This is a genomic window from Mesorhizobium sp. BAC0120 (genome assembly GCF_033542235.1).
GTDB lineage: Bacteria > Pseudomonadota > Alphaproteobacteria > Rhizobiales > Rhizobiaceae > JAWRCU01.
Genome location: NZ_JAWRCU010000008.1, coordinates 250,619 through 269,322, shown reverse-complemented (window position 1 = coordinate 269,322; position 18,704 = coordinate 250,619). Strand labels below are relative to the sequence as shown.

General features: G+C 61.4%; 14 protein-coding genes and 1 tRNA gene. 12 read left to right on the top strand and 3 right to left on the bottom strand.

Annotated features, from left to right (window positions below; translation table 11 throughout):
* Positions 1 to 7 precede the first annotated feature (7 nt).
* From SAZ10_RS19750 to SAZ10_RS19705, 10 genes are all read left to right on the top strand, one after another.
* Positions 8 to 844, top strand: coding sequence for an RDD family protein (locus SAZ10_RS19750; protein ID WP_318611059.1), 837 nt, complete (start codon positions 8 to 10; stop codon positions 842 to 844).
* A gap of 119 nt (positions 845 to 963) precedes the next feature.
* A tRNA-Cys gene (locus tag SAZ10_RS19745) sits at positions 964 to 1,037 on the top strand.
* 65 nt (positions 1,038 to 1,102) lie between these two features.
* Entirely contained in the window at positions 1,103 to 1,759 is a 657-nt protein-coding gene (locus SAZ10_RS19740) for a protein-L-isoaspartate O-methyltransferase (protein WP_318611058.1), read from the top strand.
* A 164-nt stretch (positions 1,760 to 1,923) separates the two neighbouring features.
* The gene (locus SAZ10_RS19735; RefSeq protein ID WP_412535249.1) at positions 1,924 to 3,333 is read left to right on the top strand and encodes a TolC family outer membrane protein; all 1,410 of its coding nucleotides are present in this window, start codon (positions 1,924 to 1,926) and stop codon (positions 3,331 to 3,333) included.
* A gap of 339 nt (positions 3,334 to 3,672) precedes the next feature.
* Complete coding sequence (locus SAZ10_RS19730; RefSeq protein WP_318611057.1) at positions 3,673 to 4,530, top strand: PopZ family protein; 858 nt, start codon at positions 3,673 to 3,675, stop codon at positions 4,528 to 4,530.
* 61 nt (positions 4,531 to 4,591) lie between these two features.
* On the top strand, positions 4,592 to 4,975 hold the full coding sequence (locus SAZ10_RS19725; RefSeq protein WP_318611056.1) for a YbhB/YbcL family Raf kinase inhibitor-like protein: 384 nt from the start codon (positions 4,592 to 4,594) through the stop codon (positions 4,973 to 4,975).
* A 293-nt stretch (positions 4,976 to 5,268) separates the two neighbouring features.
* Positions 5,269 to 8,049, top strand: coding sequence for a valine--tRNA ligase (locus SAZ10_RS19720; protein ID WP_318611055.1), 2,781 nt, complete (start codon positions 5,269 to 5,271; stop codon positions 8,047 to 8,049).
* 367 nt (positions 8,050 to 8,416) lie between these two features.
* Positions 8,417 to 9,604, top strand: coding sequence for an outer membrane protein transport protein (locus SAZ10_RS19715; RefSeq protein WP_318611054.1), 1,188 nt, complete (start codon positions 8,417 to 8,419; stop codon positions 9,602 to 9,604).
* A gap of 333 nt (positions 9,605 to 9,937) precedes the next feature.
* On the top strand, positions 9,938 to 11,662 hold the full coding sequence (gene ilvD, locus SAZ10_RS19710) for a dihydroxy-acid dehydratase (RefSeq protein WP_318611053.1): 1,725 nt from the start codon (positions 9,938 to 9,940) through the stop codon (positions 11,660 to 11,662).
* The gene (locus SAZ10_RS19705; RefSeq protein ID WP_318611052.1) at positions 11,649 to 12,479 is read left to right on the top strand and encodes a tetratricopeptide repeat protein; all 831 of its coding nucleotides are present in this window, start codon (positions 11,649 to 11,651) and stop codon (positions 12,477 to 12,479) included. Before ilvD ends, SAZ10_RS19705 begins: the two co-directional genes overlap by 14 nt.
* Before the next feature lie 21 nt (positions 12,480 to 12,500).
* Here the strand turns inward: SAZ10_RS19705 and xth are convergent, their stop codons facing one another.
* From xth to erpA, 3 genes are all read right to left on the bottom strand, one after another.
* Positions 12,501 to 13,292, bottom strand: a complete 792-nt coding sequence (xth, locus tag SAZ10_RS19700; protein ID WP_318611051.1) for an exodeoxyribonuclease III — start codon at positions 13,290 to 13,292, stop codon at positions 12,501 to 12,503.
* A gap of 98 nt (positions 13,293 to 13,390) precedes the next feature.
* Positions 13,391 to 14,845 carry an NCS1 family nucleobase:cation symporter-1 gene (locus SAZ10_RS19695; protein WP_318611050.1) on the bottom strand — a complete coding sequence of 485 codons (1,455 nt, stop codon included), beginning with the start codon at positions 14,843 to 14,845 and terminating at the stop codon, positions 13,391 to 13,393.
* A gap of 347 nt (positions 14,846 to 15,192) precedes the next feature.
* Positions 15,193 to 15,540, bottom strand: coding sequence for an iron-sulfur cluster insertion protein ErpA (gene erpA, locus SAZ10_RS19690; RefSeq protein ID WP_318611049.1), 348 nt, complete (start codon positions 15,538 to 15,540; stop codon positions 15,193 to 15,195).
* 72 nt (positions 15,541 to 15,612) lie between these two features.
* On the opposite strand from erpA, the gene SAZ10_RS19685 reads away from it, so the two are divergent.
* Both SAZ10_RS19685 and argS read left to right on the top strand, forming a co-directional pair.
* The gene (locus tag SAZ10_RS19685) at positions 15,613 to 16,836 is read left to right on the top strand and encodes a deoxyguanosinetriphosphate triphosphohydrolase (RefSeq protein WP_318611048.1); all 1,224 of its coding nucleotides are present in this window, start codon (positions 15,613 to 15,615) and stop codon (positions 16,834 to 16,836) included.
* A 59-nt stretch (positions 16,837 to 16,895) separates the two neighbouring features.
* Positions 16,896 to 18,653, top strand: a complete 1,758-nt coding sequence (gene argS / locus SAZ10_RS19680; protein WP_318611047.1) for an arginine--tRNA ligase — start codon at positions 16,896 to 16,898, stop codon at positions 18,651 to 18,653.
* Positions 18,654 to 18,704 lie beyond the last annotated feature (51 nt).

Below are 18,704 nucleotides of genomic sequence, written 5' to 3'. Positions count from 1 at the left end.
ATCCACTGTGCGTTCGCTGGTGACGCCGGAAGGCGTGGATCTGCAGGTGAGATTGGGCGAGGCTGGCAGCCGCGCGGCCGCTTTCCTGCTCGATATGGTCATCCTGGTGGCGGCTGCGGTCGCGGCGACGATCATCACTCTGCTCGGGCTGGGCGCGCTCGGTTTCAATTTCGCGGAGCCGCTCGTTATCGCCTGGCTCATCCTGATTTTCTTCCTGCGTAACGTCTATTTCACTGCCTTCGAGGCAGGTCGGCGCGCCGCGACCCCGGGGAAACGGATCATCGGCCTGCGCGTCATATCCCGTGATGGCAGCGGGCTGTCGGTCGATCAGGTCATCGCCCGCAACCTGATGCGCGAGATCGAGGTTTTCCTGCCGCTTTCGATGCTGGCGGCGCGCGCCGAACTCGGGATCGCCGACACGCTGACGTCGATTTTCGGAATGGCCTGGGCGCTGCTGTTCAGCGTTTTCCCCTTCTTCAATCGCGACCGTCTGCGGATCGGCGATCTTCTGGCCGGCACCTGGATCGTCGAGGCGCCGAAACGCGTTCTGGCCGGTAGCCTCGCCAATCAGCGCACCGCGGCTGCCAAGGCATTTCGCTTCACCTCAGATCAGCTCGAGGCTTATGGCATCGCGGAGTTGCACAAATTGGAGGAAGTGCTGCGCGGCGGCAACGAGGCTGCCCTGCAGACGGTGGCGGCGACGATCCAGGCAAAGATCGGCTGGACGGGCAAGAAGCAGGGGGAGGTGCGCCCCTTCCTGATTGCCTATTACGACGACCTCAAGGCTCATCTCGAGCGCAAGCTGCTGCTCGGCAAGCGCAGGGCCGACAAATATTCCCGCTAGTCTCAGGCCCGGAACCGGATCCGGAACGGTCATTCAGAAATTTGGAGAACGCACAACGCCGCCTTGACGCGAATCCGGGGCTAACCTATTGAAGCCGCCTAGAACGCCGGCAGCGGCGGGGCCTCGTGGCGGAGTGGTTACGCAGAGGACTGCAAATCCTTGCACCCCGGTTCGATTCCGGGCGAGGCCTCCACCTCCTTCCGAATTTGCCGCCGCCTCTGCAGGCTAAATGTCTTCTTTAGCAGGGGCCGACCGGACATGAACGCCGATTTCTCCGAACTCAGGACGAAGATGATCGATGGGCAGTTGCGCACCACCGACGTCACAGACACAGCCGTCCTGGACGCGATGCTTGCCGTGCCGCGGGAAGCTTTCGTCGATGAGAAGCGCCGGCCGCTCGCTTATATCGACGAGGATATCGAGATAGCGCCGTCGCGCTACCTGATGGAGCCCTCGCCGTTCGCGAAGCTTTTGCAGCTTGCCGCGATCACGCCGGCCGACCGCGTCCTCGATATCGGCGCGGGTACCGGCTACTCGTCCGCCGTGCTGTCGCGGCTTGCCGGTTCCGTTATCGCGCTCGAAAGCGACCCGGCGCTTGCCGAGCGCGCGAAGGCCGCGCTGGCCGAAACCGGGGGCGGCAATGTCACCGTGATCGTCGGCCAGCTGGATGAAGGCTATGCTGCAGGCGCTCCGTATGACGTGATCATCGTCGAGGGCGCGGTCGGGAGACTGCCCGAATCGCTCTTCTCCCAGCTCGGTGAGGAGGGCCGCCTGGTGGTGATCGAGGGTCGCGGAAACGCGGGTATTGCCCGGCTTTATCTCAAAACCGGCGGTTCGATCACCGGTCGAAGGGCCTTTAATGCGGCAGTAAAGCCACTACCCGGCTTCGAAAGTACGCCTTCGTTCGAATTCTAAGCACGTCTCACTTGATCATTCGTGTCATGCGTGGCCATGTTGTGGGAGGTTTGCTTCCGGCCGGAAGTTGAGGCAAAATTGTCCATGGGGATCCGGCACGGGGGGTATTGTCCCGAATCGGGATAACTGTCACTGGGGGCTCTTTGAGACGGATGAGGGGTCACGTGTCGACATTGCGTAACAGCGCAGCTGCTGTGTTCCTTGCCTCTGCGGCCGTGTTCCTGGCCGTTCCTGCTTCGGCTGAGACGATCGGCGGGGCGCTGGCCAAAGCCTACACCCATAACTCCGCGATGAACTCGGCCCGCGCCGGCGTGCGCGTGACCGATGAGAACGTGGCGATAGCCAAATCAGGCTATCGCCCGATCATCCAAGGTGTGGGGAGCCTCGACTATACCTACAGCCACCTCTATCCCAGCAGTCGCAATCCAAACGCGGCATTCTTATCCGGCGGCAACCGCGAAACCGCCGCATCGTTCGGTATCCAGATATCGCAGACGCTGTTCGACGGACTTCAGACCAGGAACAATACGCAGGCGGCCGAGGCGCGCGTGCGCGCTGCCGACGAAAGCCTGCGCAATACCGAGCAGAATACGCTGTTCAGCGCGGCGAGCGCCTATATGGACGTGATTCGCGATCGTCAGATCGCGGTATTGCGCGAACGCAACCTCGAATTTTTGCAGGAGCAGGTGCGAGCCGCGCGCTCGCGCTTCGAGGTGGGCGAGGGTACACGCACCGACGTCGCCCAGGCGGAAGCGAGCCGCTCCCTGGCGATCGCGCAGCTTGCCTTGGCGCGCGCGACGGCGCAGACCAGCGCTGCGACGTATCACCAGGTCATTGGTGAAGAGCCGGGCAAGCTTGCCTCGCCCGGGCCAGCGAAGGGCCTGCCGAAGGGAATCGACTCGGCCTTCGCGATCGCCGCCGCCGAACATCCCGCAATCCTCGCCACCCTGCACCTGGTCGACGCAGCCGGCTTCGTCGTCAAGGCATCGGAGGGCGCGCTTTTTCCGCAACTTTCAGCCACGGCAAACGTGGCGAGCAATTACCGCCTTGACACCCCAGCTGGTTCGTCGGCGGACGGTACGGTCAATTCGGCCTCGGCGGGGTTGTCATTGACAGTGCCCCTCTATCAGGGTGGCCGCGTCGCCGCGACGGTGCGGCAGTCGAAAGAAACGCTCGGCCAGGCGCGCATCGAGGTCGACGTGACACGCGATCAGGTTCGCGCGGCGGTCGTCTCGGCCTGGTCGCAGTTTACAGCTGCACAGCAGAACGTGTCGGCCAATCGCGATCAGGTCGCAGCGACGCAGCTTGCACTTGCTGGTGTCATCGAGGAGCGCAAGGTCGGCCAGCGCACTACGCTCGACGTGCTCAACGCGCAAGCGGATGTGATCACTGCACAGATTAACCTTGTCAGCTCCGAGCACGACGTGGTCGTGGCGAGCTATGCGATCCTTTCGGCCATCGGTCATCTTTCGGCAGGCCGGCTTGGGCTCGCAGTGGCCGAGTACAATCCCAAAGAGCACTACAACGCCGTCAAGGACAAGTGGTTCGGCCTGCGCACCCCGGACGGTCGCTGAGCCGAGGCGCGCGCTCTACGCCGCTCGATCTTTGTTTGTTTGTGCCATTGGGTTTGACCGAAAAGCGCGGCAGCGTTTTTCGCTGCCGTGGTGCTTCGCTTTGGCCTCGTGCGCCGGCGTCCGTTCATTTCATCTCGGCGACACCGGTGCATCGGGCAGCGCGTTGCTTGCCGGCCACATATGGGTCGTCAGTTCCGATCGTCCCTGTTGAAATCGGCCCAGCCTTCGGATGAGGGATTCTCTCTCTCACGACAGTCGGTTACGCTTGGCTAGATGATTCGTCGCGCGGCCAGGGGAAGGCGCGACATAAACAAGGTCACAAGGGCGGCGGATGTGACGATGGCTCAAGCAAGCAGCGCTCAGCGCGAACCTTCGATGGAAGAGATCCTGGCGTCTATCCGCCGGATCATCGAAGATAGTGACAATGCCCGCAAGCAACCGGAGGAGCAGGTGCCGCGCTCTGTCGTGGAACCTGAGATGCCGGCCAAGACCGAGATCGAGACGTTCCGAGCCGAGCTCGGGCGAGTTGCCGAGGCTGGCGCCGACAGGCGTCCGGCCGCTGCAGCCGCTGCGCCTTCGGTTTCCGCCACGCGCAATCCGATGCCGGTGAGTGAATTCGCACCCAAGCCGTTCCGGCTGTCGGAGGTGCAGGCACAGATGGCAAAAGAGGCGGGGCAGCCGAAGGCTGCCGAGCCCGACAGAAAGCCGATCAGTCTGGCTGACGTGCAGCAGCAGCTTGCCAAGGACGCAAGCGCAGCTCAGCGACCGCAGGCAGTTGCTCCGGTCCCGACCGTTGCGACGCAAACGACCGCGGAAGCGCAGTCAAAGGCATTGCCGCAGGAGCCTGTGGCCGAGGCGAAGACCGAAGGCCTGGCCTCGGAGTCGAATTCCGAGAAGCCTGCCGGCGCCATGGCAGTCGGCTGGAGGCGCGAAGAGCCTCAGCCGAGGACCGATGCTCTCTCGTCGAGCCTGGAGGCGATCGCGAAGCCTATCATCTCGCCGGTTGCCAGCCGTCAGGTGGCCGCTGCTTTCGGGCAGCTCTCCGAAGCCTTCGCGCTGCGCGCCAACAAGACCTTCGACGAAATGGCCGAGCAGATGTTGAGACCGATGCTTCAGGAATGGCTCGACAACAATCTGCCGGTGCTTGTGGAGCGGCTGGTGCGCGAGGAGATCGAGCGCGTTGCACGCGGGATCTAACCAACATTGACTATCGGCTGACCCTGGCGTCATCATCGGCAGGATGATGACGGAGGTTGCCGTGTCGTCGAAGTCCCTGAAGTCGCTGATTATTGTTTGCGCTGCCCTGTTCGGCTCGACCGGGACGGCTTCGGCGTTCGGCCTGACCTTCGAGTGGGGGCCGACCAAGAAATGCTTCGATCCTAAGTCGCCCCCGGCGAAACTCGTCGACGTGCCCAAGGGCACCAAGAAGCTGCGCTTCAAGCTCACCGACCTCGATGCCGTCGGCTATCCGCATGGCGGCGATACGATCAGCTATGCCGGGAAGAACAGTTTCCCGTACGGCGCCTTCCACTATACCGGCCCATGCCCACCGTCCCCGCACACCTACATGCTCTCAGTCGAAGCGCTCGACGCCGGCGGAAAGACGCTCGCGAAAGCGGACGCCAGGAAGCGCTTCCCCTAAGAGTGATGATGTGCGGCCAAGGTTGGCACGAGCCGCCCGGGATCGCGGTTCCGAACGCTGGCAGGACTGATTCAGGGCCCCTCAGCGAACTCCGAGAATCGCGACGCTGGTTGCCAAAGTGTCCCAGGATCACCAAATGCGGTTGCTCGATCCCGTTGACTTGATCTAACCCTTCCGGTTTACAGCGTGCCTTCGCGACGCGTTGTCGGCTCAATTCTTAGTCTATCTACCGGCCGGCCGGTTATGATCCAGGCCAACGACCGACCTGCTCGGCACATCACGGACCGTTTCGAATGCTTGACAAGACCTATGACGCCAAAGCCGTCGAGCCAAAGATTGCCAAGACGTGGGAGGAGGCTGACGCCTTCCGCGCCGGCGCGGGCGCGGCCGAGGACGCCGAGCCTTTCACCATCGTCATCCCGCCGCCGAATGTCACCGGCTCCCTGCATATGGGCCATGCGCTCAACAATACGCTGCAGGACATACTGGCGCGCTTCGAGCGCATGCGCGGCAGGAACGTGCTCTGGCAGCCAGGCATGGACCATGCCGGTATCGCCACCCAGATGGTCGTCGAGCGGCGCCTAATGGAGCGGCAGATTCACCGTCGTGAAATCGGGCGCGAGGAGTTCATCCGCCGAGTCTGGGAGTGGAAGGCCGAGTCGGGCGGCATGATCCTCAACCAGCTGAAGCGGCTCGGCGCGTCCTGTGATTGGTCGCGCGAGCGTTTCACCATGGATGAGGGGCTTTCGAAAGCCGTCATTGAGGTGTTCGTCACCCTTTACAAGCAGGACCTGATCTACAAGGACAAGCGCCTTGTGAACTGGGACCCCAAGCTGCTCACCGCGATCTCCGATCTCGAAGTCGAGCAGGTCGAGGTGAACGGCAATCTCTGGCACCTGCGTTATCCGATCGAGGGAGCGAGCTTCGATCCCGAGAACCCTTCTACATTCATCACAGTCGCCACGACGCGTCCGGAGACAATGCTCGGTGATACCGGCGTCGCCGTGCACCCAAAGGATGATCGCTTCCTGCACCTCATCGGCAAAAAGGTGATTCTGCCGCTTGTGGGGCGCAGGATCCCAGTCGTCCCCGACGAATATTCGGATCCCGAGAAGGGAACCGGCGCAGTCAAGATCACGCCCGCGCATGACTTCAACGACTTCGAGGTCGGCAAGCGCCACAAGCTGCCTGCCATCAATGTGATGACGGTCGAGGCAGCCCTAAACCTCAGGGATAACGACGATTTCCTCGCAGGCCTTCAATCGACGCCTCAGCTGGAGGCGACGATCGATGCCTTGCACGGCCTCGATCGCTTCGAGGCACGCAGGAAGATCGTCGAGATGATGGAGGCAGGCGGCTTCCTGGCCAAAATCGAACCTCACCGCCACGCAGTGCCGCATGGCGACCGCGGCGGCGTGCCGATCGAGCCGTTCCTCACCGACCAGTGGTACGTCAAGGCGGCCGAGCTTGCCAAACCCGCGATCGAATCGGTCAGGGAGGGCCGAACCAGGTTCGTGCCCAAGAACTGGGACAAGACCTATTACGACTGGATGGAGAACATCCAGCCATGGTGCATCTCCCGCCAGCTCTGGTGGGGTCACCAGATCCCTGCCTGGTACGGACCCGACGGCCAGGTGTTCGTCGAGAGGACTGAGGAGGAGGCGCTGCACGCGGCGATCCAGCACTATATCGCCCATGAAGGGCCGATGAAGGCGCTGGTCGAGGACCTGCTCGAAAACTTCAAGCCGGGCGAGATCCTGACCCGCGACGAGGACGTGCTCGATACCTGGTTTTCGTCGGCATTATGGCCGTTCTCGACGCTCGGCTGGCCGGACGAGACGCCTGAGCTCGAGACCTACTACCCCACCAACGTGCTCGTCACCGGCTTCGACCTCATCTTCTTCTGGGTCGCCCGCATGATGATGATGGGCATCCATTTCATGGGGACCGAGCCGTTCCACACAGTCTATATGCACGCGCTGGTACGCGACAAGAACGGCGCCAAGATGTCGAAGTCGAAAGGCAACGTCATCGACCCGCTCGAGCTGATCGACGAATACGGCGCCGACGCGCTGCGATTCACGCTGGCCATAATGGCCGCTCAGGGCAGGGACGTGAAGCTCGACCCGGCCCGCATCGCCGGCTACCGGAATTTCGGCACCAAGCTCTGGAACGCGACCCGTTTTGCCGAAATGAACGGTGTCAAGCGCAATGACGAGTTCTGGCTCGGCGACGCACAGCTCACGATCAACCGCTGGATCCTCACCGAGCTGAAGCGGGCGGCCAAGGAGATCACCGACGGTATCACCTCCTACCGGTTTAACGAGGCGGCGGGCGCCGCCTACCGCTTCGTCTGGAACCAGTTCTGCGACTGGTATCTCGAGCTGCTGAAGCCGGTCTTTGCCGGCTCGGATGAAGCCGAGAAAGCCGAAAGCCAGGCGGTAGCGGCCTACGTGCTCGATGAGCTCTACAAGCTCCTCCACCCGTTCATGCCATTCATGACGGAGGAACTTTGGGCGCACACCGCCGGCGAGGAGGAACGCTCCAGCCTGCTTTGCCATGCGGCATGGCCCGCGCCCGAATTCGAGGATGCGGAAGCGGCCGCCGAAATCAACTGGCTGATCGACCTCGTCTCGGGAATACGCTCGGTGCGCTCGGAGATGAGCGTACCGGTTGCCGCGATCGCGCCACTCGCCGTCGTCGGCGCCGGACCGGTGACGCGGGCTCGGCTTGCCAGGCATGAGGCAGCGATCAGGCGACTTGCGCGGATCGGCGAGGTGTCGGAGACCGTCGCAGCTCCGAAAGCGTCGGCGCAGATTGTCGTGGGCGAAGCGACGTTCAGCCTGCCGCTCGGCGAATTAATCGACCTTCAGGCCGAAGCCGCCCGACTGCAGAAGGAGGTCGCGAAGACGACCGAAGAGATCGCACGGTTGCACAAGAAGCTCTCCAACGAGAAATTCGTCGCCAACGCGCCGGAGGAGATTGTCGCCGCGGAGCGCGAGAAACTCGCCGAATTCCAGGAGGTGCAGGCAAAGCTGCAACTCGCGCTTTCAAGGGTTCGGGATACGGCGTGAATCAGTGTCGAGCCTGCCGCGCTGGCAGCTGTGCCTGAAGATGAAGAAATCAGGCGGGCTGCCGCGCGAGCGGCTGCGCGTTCACCATTTTCGGCCGCATTGTTGCCATTTTGTAACAGGCCTTCCGTCGCTGTTCCATTAGCTCCATGTCATATGCTAAGTTATTATTTTATTTGATATTTCAGAGAAGGGTTAGCTCTGGTCGGGAGCCTTTGTTGCTCCGATCCCGATCAAGTGGCGACCGTCGAGCCCGGGCCGACGCGCGGAGCAATCTCAACCGATGAACTCTGCGTAATCTTTGCTGTTGCACGCTCTCCGAGATTTCGTTCTAGCTGGCGACAGATGCGAACCGAGGGGGAGTTCAATAATGAAGGGGGCGCTGCTGAAAACGGCCGCCTGCGCTGGCTTGCTTTCTATAGTGGCGACTGGCGCGGCAAATGCCGGCGGCTTTTCGCGGGGGACCGCGCCGATCGATCTTCTCTACGAAGACGGCAATTTCAATATACGGTTCGACGCCAGGGTCGTCCTCCCGCATCAAGAATATTCGAAGAATGCCAACCCGGCGTTGGTCGGTAGCAACTATTATGAAAAATATATCGTTCCTTCGGTAGGTTTTAAATTCAACATTTCGGATAATTTCCGGTGCGTCGGCACCTACACGCAGAACAACGGCTCCTCCGTAGAGTACGACTCCCCAAAAATCGTCAGCGGGAAAGTCAGCGAGAACTTCCATACTGATGAATTCGGCGCTACATGCGCCGTCCGATTTGCAGTTGGGTCCGGCGTTTTTTCTGTATTAGGCGGTGGCTTTGTCGAAGAACTAACATACAATCGGGTGACCGATCTCGGCACAGCGACAGGCATTCCGTTCCTTGTCGGCTTTTCGTCGCCCCTCAAACTTGACGGCCAGGAATATGGCTGGCGAGCGGGCCTCGCCTACGAAATCCCTGACATCAAGCTGCGCGCCGAGCTCTTGTATCGTTCGGGCACCAACTACGGCGCCGACGGCACCTTGGTCGTCCCGGGCGCTTTGGTCGGTGCGCCCCTGCCTTCGGTCACGCTACCTGCAACCGCGGTGGGCAGCCTGCCGCAGAGCGTCGAGTTGAATGTGCGGTCCGGTATCGCGGAGGGCTGGCTCGCGTTCGGTTCGGTTAGATGGGCGGATTGGAGTGTGCTCGATACCCTGTCCGTCACCACAGCTCTCAGTACCACAGTCGATCAGTACCACTGGCGGGACGGCTGGACCCTGACCGGCGGCGTCGTGCATGCTTTCACCGATACGTTCGCAGGACAGATAAGTCTTACCTGGGACGAAGGAGTGTCCACCGGTTGGGACCTGCGGGGTGAAACCTGGACGCTTGCCCTCGGCGGACGGGTCAGGGCGCCGGTCGGTGGCGAATTCCGCTTCGGCGCCGGTATCGCCTATCTCGCCTCGGAGGAGACGACCGAATATGCCGACGCATTCCTTCCCGGAAACCCGCATAGCGGCTTCAACGAGGCGACCGACACCGGCTACGCCGTTGGCCTGAACGTGGGCTACATCGTCCAGTGGTGAGCGGGATTCTGCCCAAGATCGATCTCCAAGGACCCGGCTTTGGCCGGGTTTTTGCTGATCTCTTCAAGGACTCCCGCGCATTTGCAGGCTCCAACACCTGCGATTGGCGGATGCCGCTGCGGGGTGGAAGGGCCTCTACTGGCCCGCTTAGATACGACACGCCCTGCTTGTGATGATTCAGCAACACTCTCTCAACATCCGTTGAGCTATAGGACGCAACGGGGACAATGCCCACTTCCCGCCATAAAACCGGCGCACGCGAAATACTGTATTGGACGGCGCGGGTATTAGACGCGGAGTGAGTATTGCCGCAGAGATGCGGCTGGGACAATTATGAACGCCAAAGTCATTTCGAAAGGCCATTTGCCGAGCCGTCATGTGACCGTTGGTGCGGCCCGTGCTCCGCATCGCTCATACCTTTACGCGATGGGCCTTTCGACGAAGGAGATCAACCAACCGCTGGTCGGCGTCGCAAGCTGCTGGAACGAGGCGGCACCCTGTAACATCTCGCTGATGCGCCAGGCGCAGGTGGTGAAGAAGGGCGTGGCGGCGGCAAACGGCACCCCGCGCGAGTTCTGCACCATCACGGTGACCGATGGCATCGCCATGGGCCATCAGGGCATGAAGGCCTCCCTGGTATCCCGTGAAGTGATCGCCGACTCGGTAGAGCTTACCATGCGCGGCCATTGCTATGATGGGCTGGTCGGGCTCGCCGGCTGCGACAAGTCGCTGCCCGGCATGATGATGGCAATGGTGCGGCTCAACGTGCCGTCGATCTTCATTTATGGCGGCTCGATCCTGCCCGGCAGCTATCGCGGCCGGCAGATCACAGTGCAGGATGTGTTCGAGGCTGTCGGTCAGCACTCCGTCGGCAATATGAGCGACGTGGAACTGGCGGAAATCGAGCAGGCTGCGTGTCCGTCGGCGGGATCTTGCGGCGCGCAGTTCACGGCAAACACCATGGCCACGGTCGCCGAAGCGATCGGCCTCGCACTGCCCTACTCCTGCGGCGCGCCGGCGCCCTACGAGATGCGCGACCGCTTCAACTACGCCGCAGGCGAGAAGGTGATGGAGCTGATCGCCAAAAAGATCCGGCCGCGCGACATCGTCACCCGCAAAGCGCTGGAGAATGCGGCCGCCGTGGTTTCGGCGACCGGCGGATCAACCAATGGTGCGCTGCATCTTCCGGCAATAGCCCACGAGGCCGGCATCAAGTTCGACCTGTTCGACGTTGCCAAGATCTTCCAGCGCACACCTTACATCGCCGACCTCAAGCCGGGCGGCAAATATGTCGCCAAGGACATGTTCGAGGCTGGCGGCATCCCGCTCCTGATGAAAACGCTGCTCGACCACGGTTATCTGCACGGCGATTGCCTCACAGTGACCGGCCGCACTTTGGCCGAAAATCTGGAGCACGTTTCTTGGAACGATCAGCAGGACGTGGTTCACCCGGCAGACAGGCCGATCACCAGGACGGGTGGTGTCGTCGGCCTGGAGGGGAACCTCGCCCCGGAAGGCGCGATCGTGAAAGTTGCGGGTATGTCGGAGCTCAAGTTCAAGGGCCCGGCGCGCTGCTTCGACTCGGAAGAGGCATGCTTCGAAGCGGTGACCAACCGGACGTACAGGGAAGGCGAGGTTCTCGTCATCCGCTACGAGGGGCCGAAGGGCGGCCCTGGCATGCGCGAGATGCTGGCGACGACGGCGGCGCTCTACGGCCAGGGAATGGGCAACAAGGTTGCCCTCATCACTGACGGCCGTTTCTCAGGTGCAACGAGGGGCTTCTGCATAGGCCATATCGGGCCCGAAGCTGCAGTCGGCGGTCCGATCGGATTGCTGCGCGACGGCGATCTCATTTCGATCGATGCCGTCGACGGACATCTGAGCGTAGAGCTCACCGACAAGGAACTGGCGGCGAGGGCCAAGAGTTGGAAGCCGCGCAAGACCGACTACCAGTCCGGCGCAATCTGGAAATATGCGCAAACGGTCGGGCCTGCGCGCGACGGTGCAGTAACCCATCCGGGCGCGGCGAGTGAAACACATTGCTATGCGGATATCTGAGTTTGTAAGGCTTGCCGCAGTCTCTGCGATCGTCACGGTGTCCAGCCTGGCCGCTGTGGACGATGCCTTTGCGTTCGATGACAAGGTGTTCGACGACAAAGGCCCGGACAAGGCTCCCGACAAGAGCTCCAATCCATGGGCGGTATTCCGCTTCGGTTTTTCCGCGTACAAGAACGGCCACAAGGATCAGGCTGTCGAGGCCTATCGCTATGCGGCCGAGAACGGCCAGATCGGCGCTACCTGGAAGCTTGCCCGCATGTATGCCGAAGGCGACGGCGTCCAGCGCAACGATTACGAAGCGTTCAAGTTCTACAATGAGATCGTGCAGCAGGATGTCGAGCCGGGCAGCCCGGAGGAGAGCTATATCTCCGATGCTCTCGTTGCCCTCGGCGCCTACCTCAAGGCGGGTATTCCCGGCACGCCGGTCGAGGCCAATCCGATCGCCGCTCAGGAATATTACATGCGTGCCGCCGCCAACTATCGCAACCCGAACGCTCAATTCGAAATCGGCAAGATGTTCCTTAAGGGCGAGGGGGGTGTTAAGGCGAGCATCCGCCAGGCCGGCCGCTGGCTTCAACTCGCTGCCGAGAAAGGCCATGCTGGCGCACAGGCGACGCTTGGCAACCTGCTGTTCCAGAGCGGCAAGGTCGTACGCGGGCTCGCCATGATGACAGCCGCGCTCGAGCACGCTCCGCCGGGCGATCAGCCCTGGATCCGAGGCATGCAGGAAGAGGCCTTCTCGCTGGCCGACGAAGCCGACCGCCGTGGGGCGATAGCGCTTGCGCAGGATATGCTCAAGGACGGTACCGGTCAGTAAGCGACGTGCGGTCAGTCAGTGTCACGCCGGATCGAGCGAAAGCTCGACCGATACGGGCACATGGTCCGATGGTTTCTCCCAGGCCCGGACATGCTTTTCGATCGAACCAGAAGCGAGAAGGTTGGCGGCCTCAGGCGACAGCATCAGATGGTCGATGCGGATCCCGTTGTTCTTCTGCCACGCGCCGGCCTGGTAATCCCAGAATGTATAGATCAACGGCGCGTCGGTGAGCGAACGGACCGCCTCCGTGAAACCGAGATTCTCCAGTCGCCTGAAGGCCTGACGCGTCTCGGGCTGGAAAAGCGCGTCGTTCACCCAGTTTTCCGGGAAGCGCGCATCGATGGGCTCAGGAATGACGTTGTAGTCGCCGGCCAGGACGAGTGGCTCCTCGAGCCCGAGGCGTTCAGTCGCCCAGCACTCGAGCCGCGACATCCATGCCAGCTTGTACGGGAATTTCTCCGAGCCTAGCGGGTTGCCGTTGGGCAGGTAAATGGAGGCCACCCGCAATGCACCGGATTTTGTCGAGAACACGCCCTCAATGAAGCGCGCCTGCTCGTCGCCATCATCGCCCGGCAGACCGCGATTGACTTCGTCGAACGGCAGCTTGGAGAGGATGGCGACGCCGTTGAAGCCTTTCTGGCCGAACGTCTCGACATTGTAGCCCAGCGCCTCGACTTCGGCTCGCGGGAACTGATCGTCCGAGCACTTGATCTCCTGCAGGCAGGCGATGTCGGGCGAGCTTTCGCGCAGCCAGTGGGTGAAGTTGCCGAGACGGGCACGGATGCCGTTGATGTTCCAGGTGACGATCTTCATGGCACTGCGATTATCACGGGAGCAGCCGAGCGATCACCTGAAAAAATCCGGGCGGCAGCGGGTGCCGCCCGGCTCCTGACAGATTCAGACAGGTTTTGTCACTCTGCAGGTTTTGTCACTGGGCCTACATTGGCGGCGCGAAGGCCGTAGTAGATCGCGCCAGCGATCGCCACGCCGAAGAACCAGCCATAAACACCCCACCAGGACGGCAGCAGGTTGGTGAGGTTCGGCAGGATGCTGGAGAAGAGGATGCCGATACCCGCGGCGATGAACGCGTTGACATGCCAGCCGTTCTGGAAACGGAACTCGCCGTTTTCCTGGTAGAGCTCCTCTACATTGAGAACGCTTTTGCGGATCAGGTAGTAATCGACCATCATCACACCGAAGATCGGCCCCATGGTAGAGCCGATGATGCCGACGAAGGTCGCGGCGCTGCCTTCCCACGGCGCAAAGGGATAGAGCACCAACGCGATCAGGCCTGCGATGTAGCCGCCCTTCTTGAAGTCGATCTGCTTGGGAAAGACGTTGGAGAAGTCGAAGGCCGGCGACACGAAATTTGCCACGACGTTGATGCCCAGCGTCGCAACCGCGAATGTCAGAGCAGCCACCAGCGCCAGGAACCAGCTCTCGAACTTCGCCGAGATCTGGTCCGGGTGGATCAGCACCTCGCCGTAGACGTCGAACGCGGCGATGGTGGTCACACCAGCGACCAGCGAGAACAGAATGAGGTTGATCGGCAGGCCCCAGATATTGCCGATCCTCACTGAGCGCTCGTCGGGTGAATAGCGCGAAAAGTCGCAGAAGTTCAGATAGAGAGCCGAGAAGTACGTGATCCAGATGGCCGCCACACCAGCGAGCGCGGCAAGGGAGCCGGGCGTGCCGGGAATGCCCGCGTCCTTGGTGTGTTCAAGGAGCACGTCCATTGGGATGTCGCTGGTGAAGGAGACGGCGCCGGCCTTTATCGACAGGTATATCGCCAGGATCAGCATCATCACCCATACCGCCGGTCCGGCGAGATCCTGGAAACGGCGCACCGTCTCCATGCCGCGCTGGATGATCAGGAGCTGCAGGGCCCAGACCACCACGAAGCAGATCACCTCGAGCAAGGAATGGCCGAGGAAGTGGACGTTCTGGTGAAAAGCCAACATGCCTTCCGAGCGGATGAGCAGCGCAACGATTGCGCCAGAGGCGGCGGCCGTTTGCGCGCCATACCAGAAGCAGGCGACGATTGCCCTTATCAGCGCCGGGAAATTTGCACCCCAGATACCGAAGGAAGCGCGTGCCAGCACCGGGAACGGAACGCCGGTCCGCACGCCTGCCATCCCTACAAGATTCATGAGGAAATAGATTACCAGCGAGCCGAGGCCGATCGCGACGATGAAGTTGAAGAACCCGTCGCAAAACAGAAACAGGCTCGCGGCGAGATAATATCCCCACAGGCTGTGAACGTCGGACGTCCAAACGTTGAAGATGGAGAACGGCCCCCAGTTGCGTTCGGTCGCTGGCGCTAAGTCTTTGTTGTAAAGCGCGGGCGATGCATTTGATATCGTCATATTGCTGTCCCCTTTCTCGGCCGCTTCTCGATTTCGTCGGCCTTATGCAGCGTGGGACCCGACAGAAAGGGTGTCAACGAAGCTGCGTAGCGCGTTGGCGGCAACAGATTCAGATGTAGTTGCAAGTGAGCTGATCCGCGGCAGGGGCGCGACCGAATTATCCAAAGTGATCAGGACGTTATTGCGACTCGATCGAGCATCTCGGCATGCCGGCTTCCCCGAAAGCAAAGAAAGAACTTTCAAGTTTATCTTGAAAAATCCAGGGGCGTGCCGCCCGCCCGATTACCGTGGCCGTCGGGTGACGGTCGGACGTGAGTCGCAGCGCGAGCGGCCGATGGTTATGGTGGTCAGATGGAGAAGCTGGTGCCGCAGCCGCAGGACGCCACGGCGTTCGGGTTTTTGATCTGGAAGGACTGGCCCATCAGATCGTCCACAAAGTCGATCACCGAGCCGCCCATATACACGAGCGAAAGCTCGTCGATGAGCACGGTGGCGCCATCCCTCTCAACGGCAACATCGTCGTCATTGCGGTCGCCGACGAGATCGAATTTATAGGAAAAACCGGAGCAGCCACCGCCTTCGACGGAGACGCGCAAAGCCTTCTTGCCGTCTTCCTTGGCCACGATCGCGGCAATGCGTTTGGCCGCCGCATCGGTAAGCTCGACTTTCATCCCGGTTTTGACGTCAGCACCCATCTGCGTCACCTTGCATTCGCACTTGGCCAATAGGTATGAAGCGCGGGAGAACAAGTCAACCGGCGGCACGGTATGAATGAGGAACGTTCCGATCTCGGTGACATAGGCTTCGGCTACCGTCCGCGAGCGGGCTATGCTTCCGATCCAGCGCGCTCACGGGGCCGCTTCTACGAAGAGCCGGCCAGCCCCACGCGCACGCCTTTCCAGCGTGATCGCGACCGCATCATCCATTCGACTGCCTTCCGCAGATTGAAGCACAAGACGCAAGTCTTCGTCGCCGAAGAGGGCGACCATTACCGCACCCGGCTCACACATACGATCGAGGTGGCACAAATCGCGCGCGCGCTCGCTCGAGCGTTGCGCTGCGACGAGGATCTCGCCGAGGCGATTGCGCTGGTCCATGATTTCGGCCACACCCCATTTGGCCATACCGGCGAGGACGCGCTGAACGAGAAGATGAGGCCCTGGGGCGGGTTCGACCATAACGCCCAATCGTTGAGGGTGGTGACGAGGCTCGAGCGTCGATACGCCGAGTTCGACGGCCTGAATCTGAGCTGGGAGACCCTCGAGGGGCTGGTCAAGCACAATGGCCCCCTGACCGGACCACACGCCGATCCAGGCAAAGGGGCCGTGCCGAAGACGATCCTCGACTTCAACGAATTGTTCGACCTCGAGCTCGACCGCTATGCGAGCGCCGAGGCGCAATGCGCGGCGATCGCTGACGATATCGCCTACAACACGCATGACATTGACGATGGGCTTCGCGCCGGACTGCTGTCCCTCGAAATGCTGGAGGAGGTGCCGCTCTCGGGCCCAATTCTCGCCGACGTGCGCAAGCACTACCCGCGGCTCGACCCCGTGCGCACCGCACACGAATTCATGCGCCGGCAGATCACTTCGATGGTCGAGGACGTCATCGTCACCGCCCACTCGGCCTTGCGCGAAATCGCGCCGAAGGACATCGCCGATATCCACAATGCTGGTCGGCCGGTCGTCACCTTCTCAAAGACCATGGCGGACGACGAGAAGAAACTGAAGGCTTTCCTCTACAAGAACATCTATCGCCACCCATCCGTGATGAGCGTCAGAGCCGGCGCCGAGAAGGTGGTGCGCGATCTGTTCGATGCCTATTTCGCCGATCCACGCGCCATGCCCGAAGGCTGGCGCGAAGGGCTCGATCGGGCCGAGGATCGGGTGAAGGCGCGTTATGCTGCTGATTTCCTGGCCGGCATGACCGACAACTATGCGTTGAAGGAGCATCGGCGTCTGTTTGACGATACGCCGGTTTTCGGCTAGGCCGGGCGCGATTTGGCCGCCTGCCTGGTCAGGTCGCCGCATTCCCGGAAACCATCGCCATGAACATCTTCGCCGACTTCAACGGGCGGATCACAAGGATCATAGAGACGCTCGACCTCAAGGGAAAGGACGGTCTCAGCCCCGATCTCTCGAAAATCGGAGTCGAGCCGCCGCGCGACCCAAGTCACGGCGATCTTGCCACCAATGCGGCAATGGTGCTGGCGCGGCCCACCGGGCAAAATCCGCGTGCTCTCGCCGAGAGGATCGCCGAGGGCCTAAATGCAGATCCCGATGTCATTGCGGCCGAGGTCGCTGGGCCTGGCTTCGTCAATCTGAGGCTCGCCGAAGGTTATTGGCACAAGCAACTTGCCGGCATACTGGAGGAAGGCGCCGATTTCGGCCGCTCAAAGATCGGCGGCGGACGCAAGGTCAATGTCGAGTATGTCTCGGCGAACCCTACTGGCCCGCTGCATGTCGGCCACTGCCGCGGCGCGGTTGTCGGCGACGTGCTCGCCAATCTACTGGATTTCGCCGGCTACGACGTCGTCAAGGAATATTACATCAACGACGCCGGTGTTCAGATCGACGTGCTAGCCCGCTCGGTGATGCTGCGTTATCGGGAGGCGCTGGGCGAGGAGATCGGCGAGATCCCACGCGGACTCTATCCGGGCGACTATCTCGTCCCATTGGGCGAGGCCCTGGCGGAGGATTTCGGCCGCAGCCTGCTGCAAATGCCTGAGGACGAGGCACTGGATATCGTCAAGGATCGTGCGATCGACGCGATGATGGCGGTGATCCGCGAGGATCTGGCCCTTCTCAATGTGCGCCACGAAGTATTCTTCTCGGAGCGCTCGCTGCATGCGGATAACGCCAAGGCGATCCGCGCCGCAATCAGTGATCTCACGCTGAAGGGCTATATTTATAAGGGCAAGCTGCCGCCGCCCAAGGGCCAGAAGCCCGAAGACTGGGAGGATCGCGAGCAGACGCTGTTCCGTTCGACGGAGGTGGGAGACGATATCGATCGACCGCTGGTCAAGTCGGATGGTTCCTTCACCTATTTCGCGGCTGACGTCGCTTATCTGAAGGACAAGATCTCCCGCGAGTTCCAAGATCTCATCTTCGTGCTCGGTGCGGATCACAGCGGCTACATCAAGCGCATGGAAGCGTTGGCGAAGGCCGTCTCAGGCGGCTCCGTCGATCTCACGATCTTGATCTGCCAACTCGTCAAGTTGTTCCGCAACGGCGAGCCGGTCACAATGTCGAAGCGGGCAGGGGAGTTCGTGACGCTGCGCGACGTGGTCGAGGAGGTCGGCCGCGACCCCATTCGCTTCATGATGCTTTACCGCAAGAATGATGCACCTCTCGACTTCGACTTCGCGAAGGTGACAGAACAGTCGAAGGACAACCCGGTCTTCTACGTGCAGTATGCCTCAGCGCGCTGTCATTCTGTCTTCCGGCAAGCATCGGAGCAGCTCGGCAGGTCTGAATTCAGCCGCTCCGACCTCAGCGCGGGGGCCTCCATGCTGACCGATCCGGGCGAGATCTCGCTCATCAAGAAGCTGGCAGAATATCCACGACTGATCGAGGGGGCAGCCCAGTCGCATGAGCCGCACAGGCTTGCATTTTATCTGTATGATCTTGCCAGCAGCTTCCATGCGCATTGGAACCGCGGTACAGAAAATCCAGACTTACGGTTTGTTAAGGTTACCGATCCATCATTGACCTTTGCCAGACTAGGGCTGGTACAGGCCGTTGCGGACGTGATCAAGTCCGGCCTCACGCTGATAGGGGCGGAAGCGCCCAAGGAAATGCGCTGATTCAACGGGTTCTCCTGTCACCTTTTGCCCACATTGCGCTGGTAATCGCGC

Excerpts from the sequence above, each read along its gene's own strand:
- ilvD (WP_318611053.1), top strand. The coding sequence starts at position 9,938 with ATGAACGCCAAAGTCATTTCGAAAGGCCATTTGCCGAGCCGTCATGTG.
- SAZ10_RS19705 (WP_318611052.1), top strand. The coding sequence starts at position 11,649 with ATGCGGATATCTGAGTTTGTAAGGCTTGCCGCAGTCTCTGCGATCGTC.
- xth (WP_318611051.1), bottom strand. The coding sequence starts at position 13,292 with ATGAAGATCGTCACCTGGAACATCAACGGCATCCGTGCCCGTCTCGGC.
- SAZ10_RS19685 (WP_318611048.1), top strand. The coding sequence starts at position 15,613 with ATGAATGAGGAACGTTCCGATCTCGGTGACATAGGCTTCGGCTACCGT.
- SAZ10_RS19740 (WP_318611058.1), top strand. The coding sequence starts at position 1,103 with ATGAACGCCGATTTCTCCGAACTCAGGACGAAGATGATCGATGGGCAG.
- SAZ10_RS19715 (WP_318611054.1), top strand. The coding sequence starts at position 8,417 with ATGAAGGGGGCGCTGCTGAAAACGGCCGCCTGCGCTGGCTTGCTTTCT.
- SAZ10_RS19730 (WP_318611057.1), top strand. The coding sequence starts at position 3,673 with ATGGCTCAAGCAAGCAGCGCTCAGCGCGAACCTTCGATGGAAGAGATC.
- SAZ10_RS19695 (WP_318611050.1), bottom strand. The coding sequence starts at position 14,845 with ATGACGATATCAAATGCATCGCCCGCGCTTTACAACAAAGACTTAGCG.
- erpA (WP_318611049.1), bottom strand. The coding sequence starts at position 15,540 with ATGGGTGCTGACGTCAAAACCGGGATGAAAGTCGAGCTTACCGATGCG.
- SAZ10_RS19720 (WP_318611055.1), top strand. The coding sequence starts at position 5,269 with ATGCTTGACAAGACCTATGACGCCAAAGCCGTCGAGCCAAAGATTGCC.
- argS (WP_318611047.1), top strand. The coding sequence starts at position 16,896 with ATGAACATCTTCGCCGACTTCAACGGGCGGATCACAAGGATCATAGAG.